The organism is Desulfobaculum bizertense DSM 18034 (assembly GCF_900167065.1).
In the GTDB taxonomy this organism is placed as follows: domain Bacteria; phylum Desulfobacterota; class Desulfovibrionia; order Desulfovibrionales; family Desulfovibrionaceae; genus Desulfobaculum; species Desulfobaculum bizertense.
In genome coordinates this window covers 1-19762 of the sequence record NZ_FUYA01000008.1, presented here as the reverse complement: position 1 = coordinate 19762, position 19762 = coordinate 1, and the positions used below count along the sequence as shown (strand labels likewise).

The following is a 19762-nucleotide window of genomic DNA, read 5'->3' as shown; positions in this document are numbered from 1 at the left end:
TTTCTTTTTGAACGCAAGCGTTCAAAAAGAAAATGGTGGCAACGCACGGGAAAGAGAAAGAACCTCTTTGCGCCTTCTCACCCAAGTTTAAAAGCCGTACAAGCGAAGCTTGAACGGCTTTTAAACTCGATGAGGATACGTAAGGGAATCATTCCCTTACGCGGGGGTTTGGGGGCAGGCCCCCAATCTTCCCCACCCGCCCATCCAGCACTCACGTGCTGGGGCAGGCCCCGGTTCTCTCCCCACCCGCCCATCCAGCACTCACGTGCTGGGGCAGGCCCCCAATCTTTTCCCCTCCCATCACCTACACTATTTATTACTTAAACATCGGTTGGAGGACAGAGCGGCCGTTTTTAGTCACGACATCGAGTCCGAACTGTCGAATAGTGCGGTGGAGGGGTCGCCCGAAGAGGAATTCTGCTTCTTCTTCGGAGGCGCCGGTTTTATCACGAAAGGCAGCGCGGAAGTTCAGGTCGAAGTCAATCATTTCGAAGATAATGATTTCGGCATCGGGGTCGCCAGCGGCATAGCCCTGAACGGCAAGCTCGAGGCGGTCGTAGGGACACTCACCTTCATGGGTATCGATAAGTTCCTGAAGGGGGTGTCCTTCTGGGATGAGATCGTAACGAGTGACGCGATCTTTGTTGTACATCGCTTCCAGCTCGGAGGTGTCCCAACACTTGAGGGCTTCACACTCAATGGGTCGATTGCCGTAAATTTTACAGAGGTTGGAATCGGTATCAAGCTGCGCGCAGGCCCAGGAGAGACCGGTACCGCGAAGCTTCACAATTTCCTGCTCAAGGGGTTCGACCTTCTTTGTGATCTGGTTAGTCACCAGCTCGCCAGCGCGCAAGGTAATGAGATCGCCAAAGCCGAGAACCCCTTCGTCGAGGAGCTTCTTGTCGTCACTGTGCAGGGAGGGTCCGCCTTTTCGGCAGCAGACACCACAACACTCGCAATGGGTGCGCTTTGTTTCAGCCATATTCTTCACACTCTCTTTTGATATCGTCGTTAAAATCTATGCGGGGGGTGAGGCGGATTTACGCAGAAGAGACGGCGCAAACCCAATGCTGACATGACAGGTCACTGTACCCCAAAAAGCCAAGTTCCATGTTAGCGAACCACGCGGCAAGATGCGTGCGACGGTCAGCACACCAAAGCCGAGGATGAGAAGACGCAAACTGGCGGGGCTGACACAGTTCCTGTCCCTGCCGAACGGGTTCGAGAAGGGAGAGAAGCTCTGGAAGCGTTGGCAAACGCCACGTCTGGATACCGTGATGCGCGGCGCTGTTCAAGGCCTGAACGTAGGCAATGGCTGCGGGAAAGTCCATTGGCTCGGGTGAGCCTAAGCGATCCCAAACAAGCCGAAGGGTACGATCGTGAAGAAGCGTGCCCGCTTGGAGAAAGTCATGGGAGCAAAATATCTGTGGGCGCCAAAGCGGATCCAGCCCAAGCTGCTCTGGCCGCCGACGCGGCCCGGTGCGAACCGGGGAAGAGCGAAGCGGTCCTGGCCACGGGGCAAAACGAGGGGAGCGTCCTGCCCGTGATGAATTGGGTGCTCTTTCGGGCAAGACACAAACCTGCTCTATGCCCTGCTCCCATGAAGAAAAACAGGAGGAAAGCGCAGTGCTCATTTCTTCCGCAGAGGCGAAACGGGATGCAGGGGCTGGGGCAAGCGCCGTATGAAAAAAATCATCCCAACACGCAGAGAGTTCAGGACGCAGAGAAGTGAGCTGCCTTTCTTGTGGAAGCTGCCCAGATAACATGCGATACAGCATGACTGCACAGGAATAGAGATCCGCAGCAGGCCCAGCGGCGGCGGGGTCCAGCTCCTGCTCTGGCGCGGCATAATACGGCGACCCGACCTTTTCGGAACGATGTAAAAGGATTTGCTCACCACGCAAACGGGAAAGGCCAAAATCTATAAGCTTCACCTGCCACTTTGCAGTGAGAAGCACGTTGAACGGCTTGATGTCCCGATGAATAATGCCACGGTCATGAAGCGCTCCCAGAGCGGAAAGAACCTGCTGGAGCAATGCAACGGCACGCCCAACGGGAAGCACGCGACTGGGTTCCTCGACCATGTAGGTCTCGCCAATCAAATCTCCCAAATTCTGACAGGAGTAGTCCATTGTAAAAAAGGGGCGGCCCTGCTGGTCCCGCCCCTGATCGTGTATGGATACAATGTGAGAATGCCTGAGAGAAGAAAGAGCTCTCGCCTCGGCAAGAAAACGATTCTCCGCTTCGCGCATGCCCACAACGGCGACAAACATTTCTGCGGGATCAAGAAGCTTGAGCGCAAGGAGTGGCCCACCGTTCTTCTGAACCTTGTAGACAGCACCCATACCGCCCCGTCCAAGCAAACCGCGTACTGTGTAGTCACCTATTTTCATTGCAGCTCCTAGGAGAGCAAACGTTTGGCAAAAGTCTCTGGAACGCCCTGCTCCAGCATCTTTTCGGCAACGGGCTTGGCGTCGTAGGCAATGAAACGCACTGTGAGTGTCAGCGTTTCCGTGTCGAAAAGCACATACTTCGCCTTGGTGTTGAAGTCGTCACGCGGCTGGCCAACACTGCCAACGTTGATGATGTACTTCTGCCCGGCGTGAAGCTGATGCTCGCCCTCGCCAATGGGCCAACGGTCAGGCTCGCCGTCTTTTTCCGTAACCAGCTCCAAAAGATGCGTGTGCCCGACAAAACAGATGTCCTGCTTCATCTTGGCAAAGGTTTTGTGAAGCTTGGCGTCGTCAGCACCGACGAGATAATAATACGGGCTGTCCGGCGGATAGCCGTGCACAAAACGCAAGTCGTGACGCACGATAGCGCGCGGGAGCTGCGAAATGTACTCAAAATTTTCTGGGGTCAAAAGCTTTGCAGTGATTTCAACGGCAACACGGGGCTGCTCGTTAAACCAAATGCGATGGCGTTCTTTGAGCAAACCGTGCTCATGATTTCCAAGCACATTTACAAAGCCACGCTCACGAGTCAGAGCAAGACATTCGTTCGGGTCGGGACCATAGCCGACCGTGTCGCCGAGGTTAATAATCTCGTCAACGCCCTGCGCATCAATGTCGCGCAGGACCTCACGAATGGCATGCAGATTTCCGTGTATGTCGGAAAGAATGGCAAGTTTCATTCAAGTCTATCCGTGGTCTTAACGCGCGCCATCCTGTGCGGCATAGCGGCGTGCTGCTTCAACAAAATTCGGTGCCCACCAAGGTGCGGCCAAAGCATGAATGTGCGTGTATCCCGCAAAAACATTGCCCTGCACAAAGCCATCGCGTCCATTCAAGGTTCCCTTGCCCCGCTCCACATTCAGCGCCATGCCAGGAACACGGGTTTCATCATCCACAACACAGTGCGAATAATGGAACTCATGCCCACGCAAGACCGTGCCTACGGGGTGGAAAGGGTTGTCCTTTTCAACGCGCGCCTCAACATATCCCAAGCCCTTGGGGTGGGATGTGAACACCGTTTCCATATCCAGAACTCCGGCCATGTCGTAACGGGTCCCATTATAGACCACTGAGCGGGTCAGATACATGAATCCACCACATTCGGCATAGATCGGCAAGCCGGACCGAGCGAGTGCTCGCACCCGCTCTTTGACTGTCTCCTGACGGGAAAGGGCTTCGGCAAATGTTTCCGGAAAGCCTCCTCCCAAATATAACCCATCAAGCTGAGGCCACGGAGCATCGTCCAAAAGAGACAGCTCAACAATGCGCGCACCAGCGCGGCGCAGGGCCTCAAGGTTTTCCTCATAATAGAACCAGAAAGCAGCGTCGCGAACAACACCAATTGTGACTTCCGGCTCTGGACACGGGGCATCCCACAGCGGCGAAATGGCGAGACTGGGTGCAGGCGCAGCACAGGCCATATTCCAAATGCGATCAATATCAGTATGATCCCGCATAATCTGGGCGAGACGGGAGAGAATCTGCTCCTGTCCGTCGTATTCACTGTTGGAGATAAGGCCCATGTGCCGTTCGGGGATTGGGTCAGGAGAAATTTTCGGGAGCGCACCGAGCACAGGCACATCTGTGTAATGCTCGATTGTCTGGCGGAGAATGGACCTGTGCCGATCACCAGCAGTGCGGTTCAGAATCACTCCGCCAAGCCTGAGCTGCGAGTCAAAAGACGCGATGCCAGAGACCACGGCAGCAGCAGTTCGCGTCATTTTTGTGCAGTCGAGAGACAGCAGCACAGGGGCATCAAGGGCAGTGGCAACTGCGGCAGTGGAGCATGAGCCTTCGAGGTCCATGCCATCAAAGAGTCCGCGGTTACCTTCGATCAGAGCGACGTCATGGGCATGCGCCCGGTCCCAGAACAGGGAACGAAGCTGGTCGTCTGACACAAAAAAAGGATCAAGATTGTAGGCTGGAGTGCCTGCGGCAAGTCCAAGCCAACGGGCGTCGATGTAGTCTGGACCTTTTTTAAAAGGGGCAACGCGCTTGCCCTCTTCTGCCCATGCACGGGCAAGGCCAAGAGAATTAATGGTTTTTCCGGCACCGCCAGAAAGTCCAGTCACAACGAGGCGTGGCGTCACAAATCTCTTCACAAGCTCTCCTACTACAACGAAGCCGATTCTTCAGCGTCCGGTATAGGGACATCCGAAGAATCGGCTCCAAAATTTGGCTATTGCACGTGCAGCGCAATACCCCGGCTCAAACAAGCGCGGGTGAGGGGGTCAAGATTTAATCTTCACCCTCAGCATTGGCCTGCTTACCTTCGCCCTTAAGGCCGTACATGGTAGTAGAACCGGAGGACCAGAATTCCATAATTTCTTCGTTAACGAGAGCGGTCAGGACTTTCTTGACTTCGCGTGCTTTGTTGTCAGGGAACACTTTCAGGAAATCGTTGAAGTAGAACTTGGTCTTCTTCTTGGAGTGGCAAAATTCAATAACTTTTTCTTTTGCTTCTGCAAGATCGAGTGCAGCCATGATGGCACCTCTTTTTTTTGGATGAGGCGCAGACCGAAGTCTGCGCCTCTAATTTATAAAACCTAGACTACCACTTGAAGTTAGTGGTCTGGCGCCAGGTGTAGTAAGCGGGATCGCGGAAGTCGTCGATCAGGTGTTCGGAGAACTCAAGACCGCACTTCTCGAAGAAGCGTTCCCAACCGATGCGCTCAGCCCAAGCACCGAGGCGCTCGTACTTGCGAGCATCAGTGCGGTAAGCATCAACGATCTGGCGGATAACCTTGGAAAGGGTAGGCCAGCGGGGAGGCTCGTTCGGGATGAATGCAACAACAACCTTAGAGAACTTAGGATTGCTGATACGGTTGGAGATCTTACCACCAGCCATGATGACCAGGCCGTCGCCTTCCTTATCGGAAAGAGGCAGGGAAGGACACATGGTGTAGCAGTTACCACAGAACATGCAGCGCTCGTTCTTGATGGCAACGCTCTTGACGGTCTTGCCGTCAGGCATCTCGTGCTTGGAAGGACGGATTGCGCCCATCGGACAAGCAGCAACTGCAAGCGGGATCTCACACAGGTTGTCCAGGTACTCGTGGTCGATGATCGGAGGCTTTCTGTGGTAGCCAAGGATAGCGATATCGGAGCAGTGAACAGCACCACACATGTTCAGGCAGCAAGCCATGGAAATGCGGATAGGTGCGGGCATGTTGTGGGCGCCGAACTCTTCGAAGAGATCGTCCATGACAACCTTAACGGTACCGGATGCATCGGTAGCGGGGGTGTGGCAGTGGACCCAGCCCTGAGTGTGAACGATGTTGGTGATACCAGCGCCGGTACCGCCAACGGGGAACTTGTGGGAGCCACCGTCGAACTTACGGTTGTTCAGGTCTTCCTTAAGAGCCTTAGCGGTCTCAAGGTCTTCAACCATGAACTCAACGTTGTTACGGGTGGTCCAACGAACGTGACCGCCGCAGTACTTGTCAGCGATATCACAGATCTCGCGGATGTACGTTACGGAGCACAGACGAGCTGTACCAGCGCGGACGGTGTAAACTTCGTCACCGGACTCGGCTTTGTGCATGAGCATGCCGGGTTCGATGATTTCGTGATAGAGCCATTTACCCTTATTCTTCGCAATAACCGGCGGATAGAATTCGTCGTATTTGCGAGGTCCGATGTCAGTGATACGGTCCTGCATCGGGTGTTTGGGATCGTAGCCAGCGGAAATGAATGCCATTGTCTAATCCCCCTATCTCTGGTGTCTCTTACGGAATTCATTGATGTCACGATCCCAGCCGCCTTCAACGTCTTCTTCTTTCCAGAAGATGTAGGGGTTGGAACGTGGTTCCTGTACGTGGCGAGGATCGGCCTTGATACCGGTAACATCCAGCATCTTCTGGAAGCCCTGGCGCTTGATGGTTTCACCAATACGCTCACGGTTCTTGCCTTCTTCCATCCACCAATCCCACAGGTTCTCGATAACTTCCTTGATTTCGTCGTAAGGCTCTTCAACCTTAACAAACGGAACGAGCAAGGAACCCATCTGGGCACCGTCGAGGATAGGAGCTTTAGCGCCGATGAACATGGAAGCGCCGCGCTCGTCACCGATGTGCAGTGCGCGAGGCATGGTGTTGATGCAGTGCATGCAACGGTAGCATTCCTTGTTATCGATGGACAGCTTGCTGCCGTCCCAGCTCATGCAGCCGGTAGGACACAGGTCAACGACTTCCTTCTGGATGTCGAACTTGCCCCAGTCACGGCCGGAGTGTGCGCCTGCGTTGGGGCGGAATTCACCTGCAACGTAAGCTTTCACAGCTTCCTGGTCGATCTTGATGTCGTCTTTCCAAGTACCGATGATGGAACAGTCGGAACGAGCGATGGATGCAACGCAACCGTTCGGGCAGCCGTCAAACTTAAACTTGAACTTGTAAGGGAATGCAGGGCGGTGAAGTTCGTCCTGGTATTCCTGGGTCAGGTGGTAGGAAATGTCCTGAGTGTCGTAACATGCAAATTCGCAACGGGACTGGCCGAGGCAAGCTGCAGGTGTACGCAGGTTAGAACCGGAACCACCAAGGTCAGTGTTCAGGTCATGGGTAAGGGTCCAGAAAATCTCCTCAAGCTGAGGAGTGGTGGTACCCAGAAGAACCATGTCACCGGTAGAACCGTGCATGTTTGTCAGACCAGAGCCGCGGAAGTCCCACAGGTCGATCAGCTTACGCAGATAATCGGTGGTGTAGTACTTTGCGGAAGGCTGGTTCACACGAACAGTGTGGAAGTGAGCAACGCCCGGGAACTGCTCGGGCTGGTCAGCGTAACGGCCAATAACGCCGCCACCGTAACCGAAGACACCCACGATACCGCCGTGCTTCCAGTGAGTTTCGCCGTCCTCGTAGGACATCTCAAGGATACCCAGAAGGTCTTCGCAGACGTCAACCGGAATCTGATATTCTACATTGTCCGGATTGGCCTTGCGTCGCTCGGCCTCCTGCTTAATGTCGGACACGAAGCTAGGCCAGGGCCCTGACTCCAGCTGGTCCAACAATGGGGTTTTGTGTTCAGCCATTCTTTTACCTCCATTGTCTTTGAATGTGGTTCAGCCTCATCAACACGAACCGTCCGCAAACCAAAAAGAGCGTCTTTCAACGCACTTTTCCCTGCCGTTTGCGTTTAAGCCAAGATGGCGACGGCATTCACACGTCGTGAACGTATTCACATTCTCATAAATAATCCTAAGGGACGCTAGGAAGATTCCACCCTTTTGTCAACCCAAAATGCCCGTATGAACTGGACAAACACAACGTAAAACTTTCACCTGATAGTCCGCACCACATAAGGTTTTTCTTTCTTCACAGTCCCGTAAAACGTCTCAAGCACCATAGCTTGTGCACGCAATGACACACTCTACTACAGTATGATTTTCTTTCCACCCTCAAAATAAAGCGCTCTTGCATTGCTTGATTCTCGACATACCTTCCGCATTTGCTCTCCCATTGCCTGCTTTCTCCAACGCAATAATCTCACTCAAACTTTTCCCCAAGGCCCCAAAGACCCTTTCCATTGCCCTTCTACTTATACTCTGAAATTATTGACTATATTGATTTTATTCTACGCAATCTTGCCCTTTTCGCACGTTGGTTTTTTCGCAAAAGCATAAAAAAAAGAGCCGGATATTCTCCGGCTCTTTGCATGTGCTCTTTTTTATCAGGACCTAGGAGTACAGCTCCTTTTCCAGCCAGCTTCGGATTTCCCGATTGATTGGAAAAACGCCCTTGGTGTGTCCGATTTCATCGCGGAATCTCTTGCCCATTGCCTTCGGCGGAATCAAACAGACAAGGTCCTCTGCTCCATCGGAGTTTCGACGCACCAGGCAGACCTTTGGACGATCTTCCCAGTTATAGACGACGAAATAGTTTGAGAAGTCATTCTTGCTGCGCACACGGTTTTCATAACTTCCGCCGTATCCGGTGTTTCCCCACTCAAGATACAGTGCAACAGCGTCTACGGGCTCCATGTTCCAGTCGATCTCAAGATCTCTATACTTTCTCAGCTGTCCCATATTTTCCTCCTCTCGCTAAATATATCTTCTTCTTCATCAATGCCCAAAGCGCCCTGCTTTGAACTGTGGGGCGACCCAAGGGCCGCCCACGGCGTGTGAATGCTTTACCTTAATGAGGTGATCCACAAGGTGGACCAGGTTCGCGAGTTCTTCGCTTTCCATGTCTTAATGATAACTATTACTAACTCAGTGTCAAGCTTTTTCCTTGTGAAATTTTTCCAGGATACTCTCTTGGAAATATTGGTAAATCTATCGCCAAACCAGCCCACAGGGCACAAAAAAGGCCACTTTCATAACGAAAGTGGCCCGTTTTTGCAGTTCAGTCAGCGTCAAATTTACTGGAGAACGCCCTTCTCTTCACGAATGAGACGCTTGGCAATCTCAATGTCATAGAGCGCCATCGGGTTCTGCCCCTCGTGCTCAGAATTGTAGATGCCTGCAGCAGCCTGCACAACGTCCATCGGAATCCATTCGTGCTGATCCCACACATGCGGATAGTCCTTGTGCCACATGCGGAACTCAATATCACCATTATCATTCTCGCGCACATACATGTGCACGTCATGGGTCTGGGTATTGGGATAATAATACAATCCCCGATCGTCTTTCACTCTCGTTCTCCTTGAGAAGTCTTTCGATCTAGGCTGGCTGCCCGGCGGAAAGCATTTCCAGCGCGTCTGCGGCAAGTTCACCAAGCTCAAGCTCAATCATCTCACCGTGTCGAAACACGCGAATCTTTTCCTCGCGACCAACAAGCCCTTCCAGAGCCTCTTCTGCGTCCTGCGCTCCGGCATTGCCCAGCGCATAGCAAATCAGCCCCTTGGAAACCACGTCTTCTTCCGAAGAAAGCGCGGCAATCATATCCGGTACAGCACCCTGCACCAAATGAGGATGAACCTCGGCAAGTCGGCCAAGGCCCCAGTACGTCGCCTGACGCAAGGGAGGATGATCCATATAGTTGTCGTCTCCAATGCAGTCTGGGCACTGGATGTATGACGCCAGCTTCTTGTGATACTCGTCTGCCAGCCGGGCATGACGCGCCATTGATTCGGCCATTGACTCCGGGATACCCCAGCCAATGTTCCCGGATTCTTCGTTCATGTGCCACATAAAGCGACGCATCACGATCCGGGCTGCCTCCATCCTGTAATCAGCAAGCCGGGCCACTGTTTTCCCGAGCAGCGTCACTGCCCGCCAGCGCACCAGCTCCTCCGGGGCCAGCAAAAGGGAAAACAAAGGGCCGACCAAAAGCTGAATGCGGTCCTCCAGATATTCCTTGCCAGCGTCCTTCCAGTCCGCAGACCGAAGTTCTTCCCGAAGCTCTGACTTCACTTTTCGAAAGCCAGCCATATGGCCTCCTTCACGCCTTACTTTGCGGCGTTCAGCTCCTCCTTGATCTCATCAGCAACGGTAAAGCCGTTTTCTTCTGCCTTGGCAGCGTACAAGGCAGCTTTCTCAACGTTACCACGATCAAGCTCAAGCAGACACAGGTTGTTCCACGCGGGACCAAATGCAGGAGCCAGCTCCAGAGCCTTTTTCAGGCTCTTTTCGGCTTCCTCGTAATTCTTGTCGGAGTAGTATGCTGCGCCAAGAGTAGAAATGGCCTGAACGTATTCGGGGTCACGATTCACAGCTTTTTTCAGGTTGACAATGGCGCGGTCAACGTCACCCTTCTGAAGGTAGCAGAATCCAAGATTTGCAAACGGCACAGCAAACTGCGGACGGCAGTCTTTGGCAATGCGGTTCATGTTCAGGCAACCGTCAACATCACCACGCTGGAGGTAAATGCCACCCAGCTGGACATATGCCTCGGACATACGGGGGGAGTTATCCACCGCGTCGAGGAAGGCCTTCTCTGCTTCCTGCCACATACGCTTGTGCAGGTAAGCAACGCCGAGGTTGTAGTAGTGGTTGGCGCACTGAGGGTTAGAAGCAAGCTGACCCTTCAGCTCCATGATATATTCATCAATGTTGTTCGCTTGAGTACTCATGTTCTTTCCTTGGATTCCCGGCCTGGAGGCCCGGAGATTTTTATTTAAATTCCCAGTTCATCTGCCCTTTGCCTTCACGCTTGAGCAGATCATTATACCAGACACAGAAATCATACATGGCGCGGTAGCGCTCATCTTTGTTCACAATACCCATGGCCACTTCGAGAGCACCACGGCTGTAGCTTGCACCGACCTTCTGCACCTGTCCCTGCTCGCGCAGGAACTGCTTGACCAGCATTTCAATCGTCCGGTTTGTATCATCCCGGCGAATGTCCATCGGCTCGTTCGGAATCTGGAACGGGTCCCAGTTCTCGTAACCAATGCGGTCAATAAATTTGCGGCGGCGAGGTGACATCTTTTCGTACATCACCTTTTTTTGTGCTTCCAGTTCCGGAGTCAAAGCTTCCATTATTTTTTCTCCGAGGCAGCGCCAAACTCCCACACCTGCGCACCACTACAGGAACTGCATGCGCTGGAACCGGGAGCTTCGCCACAGGTATCGCAAGAGGTCTTGGAAAGTTCTTTCTCTGCTGTTTTACCTGGAGCCGGAGCAGCAGGTTCTTCAACAGGGGCAGCAAGCGGAGCTGCGGGCTTCTTCTCTTTATCAATGCCCAGGTACTCGTCATCGTACTTGTTCATCAGTGCCATAGACACAGGCACCAGCATTTCAGAGAGCTGATCGAAGTGAGAATTCAGGCGGCCAGCCAACTCGCGGGAGAGTTCCATGAGCCGGTCCTGAATTTTGTCGATCTTGACTGTGGGGTACTGTTTTCCCCCTTCAAAGCCAGACTTTGCACAGGTATGTGCACGTCCGCCGATTGCGGTAGGAATACCATAAAGTCGGCAGGTAATGGGACGAAATTCATAAAGATCGCAAGCGTCTTTGCCGTTAAGCAAAGAACAGCGAACACGGGCATGAGACACCAGGTCTACGATTTCGGAAGCAACAGCACCGTCGCGAGAGGCCTTAAATGCCTGACGCTTAATCTTGTAGGTTGCCCTGTCTGCTGAATCCGCACGGTCCAGGATGTCACTTCGTTCCTGCCCGGAATACTTTTCATTGAACTTGACGTTCAGGTACATTGCCTCAATCAGGCTCAGATCAAAGAGGGCATGGCAGCAATCACTACAGCCCACGCTACACTTCACGCAGTCGCTGTACTGTTCATGAACTCGTTCGAAGACCGTGTCGACGTCCGCGACAAGAGCTTCATACTTTGCAAAGATATCAGAAAGATCACATTCCATTTTTTACTCCACCCTCACTCACCCAGCACCGGGTGAACATGCTTTCAGTTGGTCCAACATCTGAAAAGCTAATATCTGTTTCCGGCTTGTCGAGACCTGATTGTGAAAAAATTTCCGAGCTTCACGCTCTCAGCGGCATTTGGCCCCGCATACAACAAAGGGAGCAGTACACCAGGCACCGCTCCCTCTGAAAATTGTCTTTTGCCATCGCAAAAGAGCAAATAGCTTACTCTTCTTCGACAGTGATGGCGTCCTGCTCGCAAACTTCAACGCAGGATTCGCAACCGAGGCATTCTTCCTCGTTCACGGGAACAGCCTTGCCGTCCTGAAGTTCGTAAACTTCAACAGGGCAAACGTCTACACATTCGCCATCACCAACACACTTGTCTGTATCAACAGTCACTTTGTAACCCATCGTAAACCTCCAATTTGATTTTCCTTTCCTATTCGGGAAGGAATGCTTCCTCCCGGACCGCCCTTCGGGCGGGGAAACATCTTCGTGCCGCAATAAATACGACATTCAGGAACATCCGAATAGCTCCTGCCCTGTCAGGTGTCAAGCGTAATACTCTCACCTTAGAGACCCTTTTTCTCTCCTGACTGCCCCTTCAATGCAAGCACTTTTTTTTATTGCATTCTCATTCGGACGTGGTAGCCACGGCCACCACGTTCCACAAAAAGCATAAGTGCATTTTGCAGTCGAAAACGAAGGACAGAACGGACAAAATCCTTGTCACTGCGCAATCTCATGCCGCCAATGCGGAGCAGACCGTCTCCGGGCTGGAGTCCAAGGCGTTCGGCCGGACTTCCGGACCGCAGCTTTTTCACCTGCATACCGCCTTCCACAGGCCCAAGGCGCAAGCCCCAGCGTTCCCATGCAATCCGGTCAGCATCAGACTCTTCAAACGGCTCGACTTCCACAGGCAAGCGAAGCTGTTTGTCATTACGAATGAGTTCCACCACAACACGCTGTTTGCGCACGTAGTTTCGCAGCAGCTGGAGGTAATGGTCTTTGTCCTGAACCTTCACCCCGTCCACAGCCCAGAGCAAATCTCCAGCGCGAACACCAGCGCGGTCAGCAGAACTTCCCGGCTTCACAGTCGTAATGAGCATCCCCGCCACGGAATCCAGGGCAAAATAGCTTGCTGCAGCCTGATCGAGACTCTGCCCCGACAGGCCAATCCACACCGGGCGGACTTCACCAGCAGACAGCAGCTCCTGAATGACCCGCTGCGCCTTATCAATAGGGATTGCAAAGCCAATGCCCTGAGCATCAGCCCTGATTGCGGTATTTATGCCAATCAGTTCACCAAGGATATTCAGCAGAGGTCCACCAGAGTTACCGGGGTTAATGGCAGCGTCTGTCTGGATAAAGTTCGTGTATGTGCCCTGCTTGGTCCGCACGGAGCGCCCAAGTGCCGACACAACTCCCGTTGTGACCGTATGCGAGAAGCCAAACGGATTGCCAATGGCAATCACGGTTTCGCCCATCATAATGTCGTCGGAGCTACCGATACTTGCTTCTGGCAGTTCTTCGCTTGTCTTGAGGTGCAACACAGCAAGGTCAAAATCCGGATCTGCACCCACGAGATCTGCCGTAAAGGTTCTGCCATCCAGCAGGCGCGCAGAGATTTCTGTTGCCCCAGAAATAACATGGGCATTGGTCAGGACCAGCCCTTTTTTGCCATCAATGATGACTCCAGAGCCAAGGCTCTGCTGGCGGAATTTCTGGGTTCCCTGCGGGCCAAAGAATTCTTTAAAAAACGGGTCCATTCTCTGCCCCGGAAAAAAGCCAGCAAAAGGATTCACCTGTCGCTCAACCACCCGGGCAGAGGTAATATTCACAACCGCCGGAGCTGTTCTTTGCACCGCCCGAACAACTGGCGTTTCACGCTGATCGCGGGCCTCGGCGTACCCGGCCTGCATCAGGCACAGCAGCGTCACTGCGCACACTGTGCCCCAAAAGACAGAACATCCCGGCTTTCTCATTAGCGCACCACCATTGCTCGAAGTCGACGCACTCGCTCTTCAACTGGTGGGTGGGTGCTAAACAGTTTGGCCAGAGACTGGCCAGCAAACGGATTGACGATGAACATATGCGCCGTTGCGGGATTGCCTGCGTGCATATGCACCTGCTGGCTATACGCCGTCAGCTTTTCCAGTGCCGAAGCAAGGTATTCCGGGGTTCCACTCAGCTTGGCTCCGGTTTCATCTGCCAGGAACTCGCGGGAACGGGAAATACCCATCTGGATCAGCATCGCCGCGACAGGAGCAATGAAGGCCAGAAGCAGCGCGGCAACCGGGTTGCCCCCCTCGCCATCTTCGTTGCTTCCACCAAGCCCAAACAGAGCACCCCATTTAATCATACTCGCCACGTACATAATGGCACCGGCAAGCGTTGCAGCTATGCTCTGAATCAGAATATCGCGATTTTTTACGTGTCCCATCTCATGGGCCAGTACAGCCTTGAGTTCCTCAGGAGAAAGGAGGCGCATAATCCCCTGCGTCACAGCAACAACGGCGTGACTGGGGTTACGTCCTGTTGCAAAAGCATTCGGAGCCTCTTCTGGAATCAGTGCAATCCTCGGCATTGGCACCCCGGCATTTCGCGCAAGGTCACCCACCATCTGGTGCAGTGCAGGCGCATCAACAGGAGACAGCTCCTGCGCCCGGTACATGGAGAGCACAATCTTGTCAGAGTACCAGTAGCTGCCAAGATTCATGACAACCGCAATCACGAATGCAACATACAGACCGCCACGGCCACCCATCGCGCCACCCAAAAACAGGATGATCGCAGTAAGCAGTCCCAGCAGCAGGCCAGTCTTAATCTGGCTGGACATAGTTTTCTCACTCCTCTTAGGGGTTACGGGAATCATCCCGCGGCTGCTCCCCGTCTTTTTTTGAGCAAAAAACGCATATTTTCTTTCAGTAAACCCAGGGAGCAGGAACTCTCTATGCGTTTGTCTGACACTATACATTCGCCTTTTACTGTCAACAATCCTCACGTCCACAGCTTTTGCTTTTTCTCCCCGCCGCATGTATGACGCCAGAAGCGGAAAAGAGCGCGCAGCACGGTCCTTTCTGCGACTTTCAACTTTTCAGAAGCACAGCGTTTCGACACAGGAGCAGTCATGAAAGATTCTCTTCAAAAGGTCATCCAGAGCATCGCCCCCCTCAATCAGGAACTGGCGAAAAAAGCTCGTCATCGTCTGGATTATCTCGCAAAACCCCGTGGCAGCCTTGGCCGCTTTGAGGATATTGCGACCCAGATTTTCTGCATTCAGGAAGGCCAGAAGCCCTGTGTCGACCCCACCCGAATTTACACCGTCGCCGCTGACCACGGCGTTATCGAATCCGGCGTCAGCGTCTCCCCGCAGGTCATCACCCGCCAGATGGTTGGTGCGTTTTTACAGAATGGCGGCGGCATCAACGCCCTGACCAACTCCTACAACATTGATCTCAAGGTTGTTGATGCGGGCTGTGTCGGTGGTCCCTTTGAGGACTGTCCCTTCATGCTACAGCGCAAGCTTGCCCAGGGAACTGCCAACCTCGCCAAAGGTCCGGCGATGTCTGAAGAATTATGTCTCAAAGCTCTTCAGCTCGGCTTCGCCCTTGCCGAAGAAGCTCACGCCGACGGCATTAAAACTCTCGGCACAGGCGAAATGGGTGTTGGCAACACCACCCCCTCCACGGCCCTCTTCTCTGCATTTTTCCAGCTCGACCCCGCCTATCTGGCTGGTCCCGGTGGCGGCCTCGACTCCGAAGGCATTCAGCACAAAGTCAGCGTTATTCGTGAAGCCCTTCGCGTTAACGCCAGCGCTATCGAATCCGGCGACCCCCTCCGCATCCTCGCCGCCCTCGGCGGTATCGAGCTTGCCACTCTCACCGGTCTCATTCTTCGCGCTGCATCTCTGCGCATGCTCGTCGTTGTCGATGGCTACATTTCTTCCGCTGCCTACGCCGCAGCGTGGAAGCTTCAGCCCCTCGTTCACGACTACTGTGTGCTCTCACACGTTTCCGCAGAACCCGGCCACGCTCGCGTCGTCGACGCTATGGACGCCGCGCCTCTTCTCAACCTCGGCTTTCGGCTCGGTGAAGGTACTGGCGCCGCTGTCGCCATCCCGCTCCTTCGCGGGGCCGTCGACGCCTTCAACAACATGCTCAGCTTTGAGAATGCAGGCGTTATCGTCGCAGAAGATTTATAAGAAGCACCGAGTGGGGGGTACGAGACTCCGTCTCGTGCTCTGCAAGGGGCGCCGCCCCTTGACCCCGCCCAAGGACGAGGCCCTTGGGAATCCCGCTTTCGCCCAAAATTAAAGGGCCGGATGTGTGAAAGCCGTTGGCTTTCCCTTACATCCGGCCCTTTAATTTTGGCCTAGTGGGCGTTTCCCTAACGCGTGTTCTTCTGCCTTTTCCAGACCGCACTTATTTTCTTTCTGAACGCTCGCGTTCAGAAAGAAAATGGTGGCAACTCACGGGAAAGAGAAAGAACCTCTTTGCGCCTTCTCACCCAAGTTTAAAAGCCGTACAAGCGAAGCTTGTACGGCTTTTAAACTCGATGAGGATACGTAAGGGAATCATTCCCTTACGCGGGGGTTTGGGGGCAGGCCCCCAATTCTCCCCTCCCACCCATCCAGCGCTACCGCGCTGGGGCTGGCCCCGTTTCTCTTCCCTTCACATCACAGAACTACTCTTCGCCCTGAGCGAGTTCGAGGAGATACTGGCCGTAGCGATTTTTTCGCATAGGCTCAGCGAGGACGCGCAGCTGTTCTTCGTTGATGTAGCCTTTGCGGTAGGCGATTTCTTCGATGCAGGAGATGAGGACGCCCTGTCGTTCCTGAATAGCCTGCACGTAGTTCCCAGCCTGAAGTAAGGATTCGTGAGTGCCAGTGTCGAGCCAGGCGAGGCCACGCCCAAAGAACTCAGCCTTGAGCTGCCCACGGCGAAGATACTCGTTGTTAACGTCAGTAATTTCGAGTTCACCACGAGCAGAGGGCTTGAGGCCCTTGGCAATCTCGACGACGGAATTATCATAAAAATATAAACCGGTAACGGCATATTTTGACTTGGGGTGCTCTGGCTTCTCTTCGATGCTGGTGACGGTGTTCATATCGTCAAAGGCAACGACGCCGTACCGCCGTGGGTCGCGGACCTTGTAGCCAAAGATGATGCCGCCTTCTTCAAGGCTGGCACAAGTCTGGAGCAGAAGGGAAAGGCCTTCGCCGTAAAAAATATTGTCGCCAAGGATGAGGCAAACGGAATCATCACCGATGAAGTCCTCTGCGAGGATAAAGGCCTGAGCAATGCCTTCGGGCTTGGGCTGAACCTTGTACTCAATGCTGAGGCCATACTGGGAGCCGTCACCAAACATAGCTTCAAAGCGGGGCAAATCTTCTGGTGTAGAGATAATCATAATTTCCCGAATGCCTGCGAGCATGAGGACAGACAGCGGGTAATAAATCATTGGCTTGTCATAAATTGGAAGGAGCTGCTTGCTGGCAGCGTGGGTCAACGGGTAAAGCCTTGTGCCGGAACCACCGGCAAGAAGAATGCCTTTCATAGTGATGTATCCTTTTGCAGCCGAGTATTTTACTTCACTTCTCTGCTGCTGTATCTTTCAGGGTGAAAAGTGCACAAAGTGCACGGTATGGCCTGCATTTTGTGTCCAAAGTATACGGTATTTTTTATGGCAACGAAACCCTGTTATAACTAAGGATTTTCCATGCCTCCATTCATTTCATTTCCGTTTATGTTGCTGGCGCTTGTTGGTCTTTTTCTTTTTGTCATTCTGCTCTTCTTTTTGGTGCAGATTGGACTTGTTACAGTCGCCTTCACCAAGCTTGGACTGACAGCGGGACAGGCTTTTCTGATTTTGCTTGCAACACTTGTGGGCAGTGGAGTGAACATCCCACTGTACCGTACAGGCAAAATGGTACAGGTGCCGCAAGGCGGACACCATGTTTTTCTTGATCGTTATGGACAGTTGCAGGCTCGCCCGCAAGAGATGGAGCTGAAAGACCAGATTGTTACTGTGAATCTTGGTGGCTGCATCATCCCTACGCTTCTCAGCCTGTACTTCCTTTCCAATATTGGTTTTTCCACGGGTCTTGTCATTGCCCTGATAAGCGTCGCGGCAGTGTGCTACGCCATAGCTCGCCCCATGCCTGGCCGTGGGATTGGCGTCCCGATGCTCATTCCCCCCATTGTTGCCGCCATCGCCGCGATGATCTTTGCTCCAGAAGGACAAAGCCCTCAGGTTGCCTACATCGCGGGCTGTATGGGCATTCTTATTGGCGCGGACATCCTGCACCTTCGCGACCCCAAGGTCTTAGGGTTGCTTGGAGCACCGCTTTTGTCCATTGGTGGCGCGGGGACTTTTGACGGAATTTTTGTAACTGGAATCATTGCTGTTTTGCTGGCCTAAAAGGAGTCTTTTTCATGACAACGCAGTACGCGGATGTGCAGCTCTCAATTACTGAATCTCTCCAGCTCTCTGTTAACGACAGGATATACCTCGCTCCCGGTTCCCCCGCCGGATCTGTGACGCTCACCCCTCAGCGTGACCAGCTCCCGGCCGTCGGCTCTCAGCTCGCATTTGGCGCAGGAAGCGGGCTTCGGGTTCGCTCTCTGTTCCATGCCCCCGCAGCAGGAGAACAGCCCTGCTCCATCGGCATGGTCTTTGACGCCGTGACTGACCTTGTTTTGCCCAAAGGCGAAATTTCCTGCCCCTGCACCAAGGAAGGCTTTAGTGTTGCGTGGATCATCCTCAGCGACAAGGGATCTCGCGGTGAGCGTGAAGACAAGTGCGGGCCGCTCATTGCCGATGCAGTTCGCCAGCAGCTCGACCTCTCCCTCATGCAGGGATATCTCATTCCAGACGACGAAGCGCAGCTTCGCCAGCTCCTCAGCGAGCTTGCCCATCTTCAAAAATTTGACCTCATTCTTACCAGTGGCGGCACCGGCGTTGGGCCTCGTGACATCAGCCCAGAGGCAACGCTCAAGGTCCTCGACAAGCGTCTGCCCGGCTACGAGCGCGCCATGACACTAGCCAGCCTTCAAAAAACTCCGCACGGAGCTATCTCTCGCGCTGTCGCCGGGACCATCGCCCAGTCTCTCGTCGTCAATCTGCCCGGTAGCCCCAAAGCTGTCGCCGAAAACCTCGAAGCCGTGCTTCCCACGCTCAAGCACACTATGGAAAAGCTTCAGGGGGACCCCTCCGACTGCGCCCGCCTTTAGAAAACAACAAAGCCCCCGCTCTCACGGGGGCTTTTCTTTGCGTGGCTTAGTATTCCACGACCTTATCAATCACAAGCTTCCACCCATTATTGCCAGGAGCAAGCTTATACTGAATCTGACGCGTTCCACCGCTCGGACCGGCGTTGCTGTCGCCAGCCTTATAAATCGGGAAACGACGCGCCAAAGAATTTTCCACTACAGCAAATTCATCATGTCCGCCGTAGCCATCAGACAGCTTTTTATCCGCCATGATATCCGGGAATCCAATCTCGGACATGGATTTCTTGTTATTCACCCCGTAGCCAACCACGGTGCCAAACGCCCCGCTGCCCGGCGCCGTTACGTAGATGTACAGCTCCGGCGAACCATCTGCGTTCAGGTCGCCAACTTCCGCGTTCGTAACGTATCCATAAATTTCCTGCTCAACTGCTCGGTTGTCTGCCTTCAATCCAGATGGCACAACCTTTACCTTGTTTTCACCACTCGGCGCGTTCGGGCACGTCACCTTGAACGTCACACCCTGCATTTTTAGCTCGCGGCTAAATGTCATGTCTTTCGCCATCGCCAGTGTCGACGTGACAAAGAACACTCCCGCCGCCAACGCTGCAACCATCCCTAGCCATCTGCTTTTATTCATGCTTGCTGTTTTTCGCATTTTCATCTCCTCAGTTTTATCCGTAAAATACCACGCTGCAACTTTTTTGCACAGCCTCTCGCGCAAAACGAGACTCCGTCTCGTGCTCTGCAAGGGGCGCCGGGCAGGCGGGATGTTGTTTTATTGGGGCGCTGCCCCAAGCCCTGCAAGGGGCGCT

The 19762-nt window shown here is 53.6% G+C and carries 21 protein-coding genes; 3 read left to right on the top strand and 18 right to left on the bottom strand.

Going from position 1 to position 19762, the window contains the following annotated elements; all coding sequences use genetic code 11:
• Positions 1–316 precede the first annotated feature (316 nt).
• The 16 genes from B5D23_RS11570 to htpX all read right to left on the bottom strand — a co-directional run bounded on the left by B5D23_RS11570 (position 317) and on the right by htpX (position 14554).
• Complete coding sequence (locus tag B5D23_RS11570; RefSeq protein ID WP_078685607.1) at positions 317–982, bottom strand: YkgJ family cysteine cluster protein; 666 nt, start codon at positions 980–982, stop codon at positions 317–319.
• Positions 983–1040: 58 nt separating this feature from the next.
• On the bottom strand, positions 1041–2393 hold the full coding sequence (locus tag B5D23_RS11565) for a serine/threonine-protein kinase (protein ID WP_078685606.1): 1353 nt from the start codon (positions 2391–2393) through the stop codon (positions 1041–1043).
• An 8-nt stretch (positions 2394–2401) separates the two neighbouring features.
• Positions 2402–3133 carry a metallophosphoesterase family protein gene (locus B5D23_RS11560; protein WP_078685605.1) on the bottom strand — a complete coding sequence of 244 codons (732 nt, stop codon included), beginning with the start codon at positions 3131–3133 and terminating at the stop codon, positions 2402–2404.
• An 18-nt stretch (positions 3134–3151) separates the two neighbouring features.
• Complete coding sequence (locus tag B5D23_RS11555) at positions 3152–4555, bottom strand: cobyrinic acid a,c-diamide synthase CobB (RefSeq protein WP_234985090.1); 1404 nt, start codon at positions 4553–4555, stop codon at positions 3152–3154.
• 136 nt (positions 4556–4691) lie between these two features.
• On the bottom strand, positions 4692–4937 hold the full coding sequence (locus B5D23_RS11550) for a dissimilatory sulfite reductase D family protein (RefSeq protein ID WP_078685604.1): 246 nt from the start codon (positions 4935–4937) through the stop codon (positions 4692–4694).
• A gap of 67 nt (positions 4938–5004) precedes the next feature.
• A complete protein-coding gene (dsrB, locus tag B5D23_RS11545) occupies positions 5005–6153 on the bottom strand; it encodes a dissimilatory-type sulfite reductase subunit beta (RefSeq protein ID WP_078685603.1) in 1149 nt (382 codons plus the stop codon).
• Between the two features lie 12 nt (positions 6154–6165).
• Positions 6166–7479, bottom strand: a complete 1314-nt coding sequence (gene dsrA, locus B5D23_RS11540) for a dissimilatory-type sulfite reductase subunit alpha (RefSeq protein WP_078685602.1) — start codon at positions 7477–7479, stop codon at positions 6166–6168.
• A 645-nt stretch (positions 7480–8124) separates the two neighbouring features.
• Complete coding sequence (locus B5D23_RS11535; protein ID WP_078685601.1) at positions 8125–8472, bottom strand: DVU0772 family protein; 348 nt, start codon at positions 8470–8472, stop codon at positions 8125–8127.
• Positions 8473–8807: 335 nt separating this feature from the next.
• Complete coding sequence (locus B5D23_RS11530) at positions 8808–9083, bottom strand: hypothetical protein (RefSeq protein WP_078685600.1); 276 nt, start codon at positions 9081–9083, stop codon at positions 8808–8810.
• A 28-nt stretch (positions 9084–9111) separates the two neighbouring features.
• A complete protein-coding gene (locus B5D23_RS11525) occupies positions 9112–9822 on the bottom strand; it encodes a DVU0298 family protein (RefSeq protein WP_078685599.1) in 711 nt (236 codons plus the stop codon).
• Positions 9823–9839: 17 nt separating this feature from the next.
• Entirely contained in the window at positions 9840–10463 is a 624-nt protein-coding gene (locus B5D23_RS11520) for a tetratricopeptide repeat protein (protein ID WP_078685598.1), read from the bottom strand.
• A 40-nt stretch (positions 10464–10503) separates the two neighbouring features.
• On the bottom strand, positions 10504–10872 hold the full coding sequence (locus B5D23_RS11515; RefSeq protein ID WP_078685597.1) for a hypothetical protein: 369 nt from the start codon (positions 10870–10872) through the stop codon (positions 10504–10506).
• Positions 10872–11711, bottom strand: coding sequence for a YkgJ family cysteine cluster protein (locus B5D23_RS11510; RefSeq protein ID WP_078685596.1), 840 nt, complete (start codon positions 11709–11711; stop codon positions 10872–10874). The genes B5D23_RS11515 and B5D23_RS11510 overlap by 1 nt, the downstream gene beginning before the upstream one ends.
• A 226-nt stretch (positions 11712–11937) precedes the next feature.
• The gene (locus B5D23_RS11505) at positions 11938–12126 is read right to left on the bottom strand and encodes a ferredoxin (protein ID WP_078685595.1); all 189 of its coding nucleotides are present in this window, start codon (positions 12124–12126) and stop codon (positions 11938–11940) included.
• A gap of 212 nt (positions 12127–12338) precedes the next feature.
• Complete coding sequence (locus B5D23_RS11500) at positions 12339–13700, bottom strand: trypsin-like peptidase domain-containing protein (RefSeq protein ID WP_078685594.1); 1362 nt, start codon at positions 13698–13700, stop codon at positions 12339–12341.
• Positions 13700–14554, bottom strand: coding sequence for a zinc metalloprotease HtpX (gene htpX, locus B5D23_RS11495; protein WP_078685593.1), 855 nt, complete (start codon positions 14552–14554; stop codon positions 13700–13702). Before htpX ends, B5D23_RS11500 begins: the two co-directional genes overlap by 1 nt.
• A gap of 291 nt (positions 14555–14845) precedes the next feature.
• Here htpX and cobT point away from each other — a divergent pair, with 291 nt between their 5' ends.
• On the top strand, positions 14846–15919 hold the full coding sequence (cobT, locus tag B5D23_RS11490) for a nicotinate-nucleotide--dimethylbenzimidazole phosphoribosyltransferase (protein WP_078685592.1): 1074 nt from the start codon (positions 14846–14848) through the stop codon (positions 15917–15919).
• Between the two features lie 482 nt (positions 15920–16401).
• On the opposite strand, the gene rfbA is transcribed toward cobT, so the two are convergent.
• Positions 16402–17274: a glucose-1-phosphate thymidylyltransferase RfbA gene (rfbA, locus tag B5D23_RS11485; RefSeq protein WP_078685591.1), complete on the bottom strand. Its 873-nt coding sequence runs from the start codon at positions 17272–17274 to the stop codon at positions 16402–16404.
• Between the two features lie 162 nt (positions 17275–17436).
• On the opposite strand from rfbA, the gene B5D23_RS11480 reads away from it, so the two are divergent.
• On the top strand, positions 17437–18138 hold the full coding sequence (locus tag B5D23_RS11480; protein ID WP_078685590.1) for a DUF1614 domain-containing protein: 702 nt from the start codon (positions 17437–17439) through the stop codon (positions 18136–18138).
• Between the two features lie 14 nt (positions 18139–18152).
• A complete protein-coding gene (locus tag B5D23_RS11475) occupies positions 18153–18950 on the top strand; it encodes a MogA/MoaB family molybdenum cofactor biosynthesis protein (protein WP_078685589.1) in 798 nt (265 codons plus the stop codon).
• A gap of 46 nt (positions 18951–18996) precedes the next feature.
• Here B5D23_RS11475 and B5D23_RS11470 read toward each other — a convergent pair whose 3' ends face one another.
• Positions 18997–19605, bottom strand: a complete 609-nt coding sequence (locus B5D23_RS11470) for a hypothetical protein (RefSeq protein WP_144012612.1) — start codon at positions 19603–19605, stop codon at positions 18997–18999.
• Positions 19606–19762 lie beyond the last annotated feature (157 nt).